At 56.3% G+C, this 5902-nt stretch carries 2 tRNA genes and 3 rRNA genes; all 5 read left to right on the top strand.

Annotated elements, in window-relative coordinates:
• Positions 1 to 189 precede the first annotated feature (189 nt).
• The 5 genes from HR086_RS44010 to rrf all read left to right on the top strand — a co-directional run bounded on the left by HR086_RS44010 (position 190) and on the right by rrf (position 5669).
• Positions 190 to 1727: ribosomal RNA gene (locus HR086_RS44010) — 16S ribosomal RNA — on the top strand.
• Positions 1728 to 1944: 217 nt separating this feature from the next.
• A tRNA-Ile gene (locus tag HR086_RS44005) sits at positions 1945 to 2018 on the top strand.
• 63 nt (positions 2019 to 2081) lie between these two features.
• Positions 2082 to 2154, top strand: a tRNA-Ala gene (locus HR086_RS44000).
• 276 nt (positions 2155 to 2430) lie between these two features.
• Positions 2431 to 5394: ribosomal RNA gene (locus HR086_RS43995) — 23S ribosomal RNA — on the top strand.
• A gap of 158 nt (positions 5395 to 5552) precedes the next feature.
• Positions 5553 to 5669: ribosomal RNA gene (gene rrf / locus HR086_RS43990) — 5S ribosomal RNA — on the top strand.
• The 16S, 23S and 5S rRNA genes sit together here with 2 tRNA genes alongside, the layout of an rRNA operon.
• Positions 5670 to 5902: the final 233 nt, after the last annotated feature.

The raw sequence follows: 5902 nt of genomic DNA, 5'->3' as shown, positions 1-5902 counted from the left end.
GGCTCGGTCTTTGAAAACCAAATAGCAAGCCCAAGAAGAAGAGAAGGATTGCGGAAACCGCAGTCAATCTTTGAGAAGGCACCAGCAAGGGAGCGCTGAGAAGCGCATACCAGCAGTGCCTGCAGTGAATCAGCGAGCCAAGGTTCCTTAGCCGGACACTTGGTGAACGCCGGTTCAACCTTCAAATTAAAATTGGAGAGTTTGATCCTGGCTCAGAACGAACGCTGGCGGCGTGCCTAACACATGCAAGTCGAGCGCGAATAGGGGCAACCCTTAGTAGAGCGGCGCACGGGTGCGTAACACGTGGATAATCTGCCTGGATGCTCGGGATAACCAGTCGAAAGATTGGCTAATACCGGATAAGCCCACGGTTTCTTCGGAGACTGAGGGAAAAGGTGGCCTCTGTATACAAGCTATCACAACCAGATGAGTCCGCGGCCCATCAGCTAGTTGGCGGGGTAATGGCCCACCAAGGCAACGACGGGTAGCTGGTCTGAGAGGACGATCAGCCACACTGGAACTGAGACACGGTCCAGACTCCTACGGGAGGCAGCAGTGGGGAATTTTGCGCAATGGGCGAAAGCCTGACGCAGCAACGCCGCGTGTGTGATGAAGGTCTTTGGATTGTAAAGCACTTTCGACCGGGAAGAAAACCCGTTGGCTAACATCCAACGGCTTGACGGTACCGGGAGAAGAAGCACCGGCTAACTCTGTGCCAGCAGCCGCGGTAATACAGAGGGTGCAAGCGTTGTTCGGAATTATTGGGCGTAAAGCGCGTGTAGGCGGCGTGACAAGTCGGGTGTGAAAGCCCTCAGCTCAACTGAGGAAGTGCGCCCGAAACTGTCGTGCTTGAGTGCCGGAGAGGGTGGCGGAATTCCCCAAGTAGAGGTGAAATTCGTAGATATGGGGAGGAACACCGGTGGCGAAGGCGGCCACCTGGACGGCAACTGACGCTGAGACGCGAAAGCGTGGGGAGCAAACAGGATTAGATACCCTGGTAGTCCACGCCGTAAACGATGAGAACTAGGTGTCGTGGGAGTTGACCCCCGCGGTGCCGTAGCTAACGCATTAAGTTCTCCGCCTGGGAAGTACGGTCGCAAGACTAAAACTCAAAGGAATTGACGGGGGCCCGCACAAGCGGTGGAGCATGTGGTTTAATTCGACGCAACGCGCAGAACCTTACCTGGTCTTGACATCCTCGGAATGCCTCAGAGATGAGGCGGTGCCCGCAAGGGAGCCGAGAGACAGGTGCTGCATGGCTGTCGTCAGCTCGTGTCGTGAGATGTTGGGTTAAGTCCCGCAACGAGCGCAACCCTCGCCTTTAGTTGCCACGCAAGTGGATCTCTAGAGGGACTGCCGGTGTTAAACCGGAGGAAGGTGGGGATGACGTCAAGTCCTCATGGCCTTTATGACCAGGGCTACACACGTGCTACAATGGCCGGTACAGAGCGTTGCCAACCCGCGAGGGGGAGCTAATCGCATAAAACCGGTCTCAGTTCAGATTGGAGTCTGCAACTCGACTCCATGAAGGCGGAATCGCTAGTAATCGCAGATCAGCACGCTGCGGTGAATACGTTCCCGGGCCTTGTACACACCGCCCGTCACACCATGGGAGTCGATTGCTCCAGAAGTCACTTCACCAAGAGGTGCCCAAGGAGTGGTCGGTAACTGGGGTGAAGTCGTAACAAGGTAGCCGTAGGGGAACCTGCGGCTGGATCACCTCCTTTCTAAGGAGACCGGGCACCAGGCAGACACTTCGGTGTCAGCAGGTGGTGCCAGCGGCTTTCGAGCCGCGTCAGGTCGACCAGGTCAACGTTTCCGAGTCCAATCCGACTCTCTCTACTTCGGGCTTGCTGTTTGGTTTTGAAGGACTGAGTGCGCGAGAAGTCGCGGCACCAGCTCTTTGAGAATGAAGGACGCTGTAGAATCGACGCGGTAGCTCCTGGGCCTATAGCTCAGCTGGCTAGAGCGCGCGCCTGATAAGCGCGAGGTCGGTGGTTCAAGTCCACCTAGGCCCACTGTTTCCGCAGGCGAAAGCCTGGGCAACGGTGACGCACCCAGCTAAATTGGCCCGGACACACGGGGCTGTAGCTCAGTTGGGAGAGCGCCAGCTTTGCAAGCTGGATGTCGTCGGTTCGATTCCGATCAGCTCCACACAAGTTTTCCCTGTCGCATTGAGGGAAGCGTTCTTTGACAAGTGCATACGAAGGGTAAGTTGCAATTTCTGCTGAGTAACAAGTTCTCGCAGAAGGCGCGCAACTCCCCACTGAAACCGACGCCGTGAGGCGAAGGCGAGGTGTGAGAGGGTTGGCGCTAACTACAAGCGTAGAGTGATTTTTTCCGGGCCTGCTGCGAAGAGCAGGGGTCTGGGCCTTGGTTTCGAGTTTCGACAATCCGCCGTGAGGCGGGCGTTAGACAAGAGATTAGGGCAAGTAAGCTACTAAGGGCGTGCGGTGGATGCCTAGGTGCCAAGAGGCGATGAAGGACGCGGGTGGCTGCGAAAAGCTTCGGGGAGCTGTCAACCAAGCGTTGATCCGGAGATGTCCGAATGGGGAAACCCAGCACTGCGAATAGCGGTGTTACCTCTCACTGAATACATAGGTGAGATGGAGCTAACCAGGGGAAGTGAAACATCTCAGTACCCTGAGGAAGAGAAAACAACGAGTGATTCCCAAAGTAGCGGCGAGCGAAATGGGAACAGCCCAAACCGATGTCACGCAAGTGGCAGCGGGGTAGAGGGTCCACGGTAGGACTTTGACTGGCTAGCGGAAGTCTCTGGAAAGAGACACCAAAGGGCGTGATAGTCGCGTACGCGAAAGCTGGTTGGAGCTGAGTGGGTTACCCAAGTAAGACGGGACACGTGCAATCCTGTCTGAATCAGCCGGGACCATCCGGTAAGGCTAAATACTCCTTGGCGACCGATAGTGAACAAGTACCGCGAGGGAAAGGTGAAAAGAACCCCGGCAAGGGGAGTCAAAAGAACCTGAAACCGCATGTCTACAAGCAGTCCGAGCACTACGGCGCAAGCCAGTGCGAGGGCGTACCTTTTGCATCATGATTCGGCGACTTAATATACGTAGCGAGGCTAAGCCGTTAGGTGGAGCCGGAGCGAAAGCGAGTCCTAAAAGGGCGAATTAGTTGCGTGTATTATAACCCGAAGCGGGGTGATCTACACATGGCCAGGTTGAAGTGCGGGTAACACCGCATGGAGGACCGAACTCATGAAAGTTGAAAATTTCTGAGATGAGCTGTGTGTAGGGGTGAAAGGCCAATCAAACTCCGTGATAGCTGGTTCTCCCCGAAAGATATTTAGGTATCGGCTCGGGCAATTCAATACTGGAGGTAGAGCACTGGAACGGCTAGGGGTCTCACCAGATTACCAAACCGTACCAAACTCCGAATGCCAGTAATTGTTAGCCCGGGACGCAGTCAGTGGGTGATAACGTCCATTGGCAAGAGGGGAATAACCCAGACCGACAGCTAAGGTCCCCAAATCTAGTCTAAGTGAACACTAGAAAGGATGTGGCAGGTCATTGACAACCAGGAGGTTGGCTTAGAAGCAGCCATCCTTTAAAGAAAGCGTAATAGCTCACTGGTCAAGACAGGCCGCGCCGAAAATGTAACGGGGCTCAAGACTAGTACCGAAGCTTCGGGTCACACGCAAAACGTGTGGCGGTAGGGGAGCGTCCCAGTTGCAGCGAAGGTCGACCGAAAGGGCGGCTGGAGCGGCTGGGAGTGCTGATGCCGAAATGAGTAGCGATAAAGGGGGTGAGAAACCCCCTCGCCGTAAACCCAAGGTTTCCTGGGTCAAGTTAATCTTCCCAGGGTTAGCCGGAACCTAAGTCGAGGCCGAAAGGCGTAGATGATGGAAAGCAGGTTAATATTCCTGCGCCATCTTGTAAGCGTTGAACTAAGGGAGGACGGAGAAAGCTAGGCGAGCTGACCGGCGGTTGTGTCAGTCCAAAGGCGTAGGGGTGTCGCGTACGATTAAAGGCGCGGCAGCTATCCCCGAGACCCCATGGCGCCCCGTAAGGGGTAAGTCGCTGATGCTCTGCTTCCAAGAAAAGTCCCGTAGGGAGCTTGCAGGGTGTCCGTACCGTAAACCGACACAGGTGGGTGAGGAGAAAATCCTAAGGCGCTTGAGAGAACTCTCCTCCAAGGAACTAGGCAAATTTCCACCGTAACTTCGGAAGAAGGTGGGCCTCTGGTAGGTGAAGGCGTACAGCCGGAGCCGAGAGAGGTTGCAGAGAAATGGCGGTAGCGACTGTTTACCAAAAACACAGGACTCTGCGAAGGCGACAAGCCGACGTATAGGGTCTGACTCCTGCCCGGTGCTGGAAGGTTAAGGGGATTCGTCAGCCGCAAGGCAAAGCGATGATCCGAAGCCCCAGTAAACGGCGGCCGTAACTATAACGGTCCTAAGGTAGCGAAATTCCTTGTCGGGTAAGTTCCGACCTGCACGAATGGAGTAACGACTTCCGCGCTGTCTCGGAGAGGGACTCAGCGAAATTGAAATAGCTGTGCCGATGCAGTTTACCCGCAGCAAGACGGAAAGACCCCGTGAACCTTTACTATAACTTGACAGTGACACTAGGGATTGACTGTGTAGGATAGGTGGGAGCCTTTGAAGCCGGGCCGCTAGGTTCGGTGGAGGCAACGGTGAAATACCACCCTGTTGATTTCTGGTGTCTAACCATGTCCCGTAAGCCGGGATTGGGACACTGTCTGGTGGGTAGTTTGACTGGGGCGGTCGCCTCCCAAAGAGTAACGGAGGCGCGCGATGGTTCCCTCAGCCCGATTGGAAACCGGGCGGCGAGTGCAATGGCATAAGGGAGCTTGACTGCGAGACGGACACGTCGAGCAGGTGCGAAAGCAGGTCATAGTGATCCGGTGGTCCTGAATGGAAGGGCCATCGCTCAACGGATAAAAGGTACTCCGGGGATAACAGGCTTATCTCCCCCAAGAGTTCACATCGACGGGGAGGTTTGGCACCTCGATGTCGGCTCATCGCATCCTGGGGCTGGAGCAGGTCCCAAGGGTTTGGCTGTTCGCCAATTAAAGCGGTACGCGAGCTGGGTTCAAAACGTCGTGAGACAGTTTGGTCCCTATCTGCTGTGGGCGTAGGATACTTGAGAGGCTCTGACCTTAGTACGAGAGGACCGGGTTGGAGGCACCGCTGGTGTACCAGTTGTCTCGCCAGAGGCATCGCTGGGTAGCCATGTGCCGATTGGATAACCGCTGAAAGCATCTAAGCGGGAAACCGACCTCAAGACCAGGTATCCCGGGCGCAAGCCCCTGAAGACCCGTCGAAGACTACGACGTTGATAGGCCAGGTGTGTAAGCGCGGTAACGCGTTGAGCTAACTGGTACTAATTGGTCGAGAGGCTTACTTCCCCCTATCTCTTGCATGCCCCCTCAAGGGGAGTAAGGGACTCGGGGCCAAGGCCGAGACTGAATGCACTATGCATTCACCCGGACGAAACACTAGACGCACAGCGAGACTTGTACTCGCAGAATGCTGCAACTTACCCTTCGTATGCACTTCATGCTTTTCCGGTGGCTATGTCGGAGGGGTCACACCCGTTCCCATCCCGAACACGGAAGTTAAGCCCTCCAGAGCCGATGGTACTCCGCGGGAAACCGCGTGGGAGAGTAGGTCGCTGCCGGATTCTTTTTGAGAGAAGCCCTCGTCGCCTCGTGCGACGGGGGCTTTTCGCTTTTGTGCGTCTGGAGTTTCCGACGCCGCGAGGGGCCCCGTGCCCGCTTCGGCCGCCAGGGCGCCCGCGGGCTTGCGGCCCGAGGCCACCCCCGAGGCCTGACGGCACGCGCGGTTTCAGGGCACTCGCAGCACCACCTTGCCCACCGTCGCGCGCGACTCCAGTCGCTGGTGGGCTTGCGCGGC

This window comes from Myxococcus sp. CA039A (assembly GCF_013336645.1).
Lineage (GTDB): Bacteria > Myxococcota > Myxococcia > Myxococcales > Myxococcaceae > Myxococcus > Myxococcus llanfairpwllgwyngyllgogerychwyrndrobwllllantysiliogogogochensis.
Note: the sequence above shows the minus strand (reverse complement) of the source record. Positions and strands in the feature narration are given on the sequence as shown.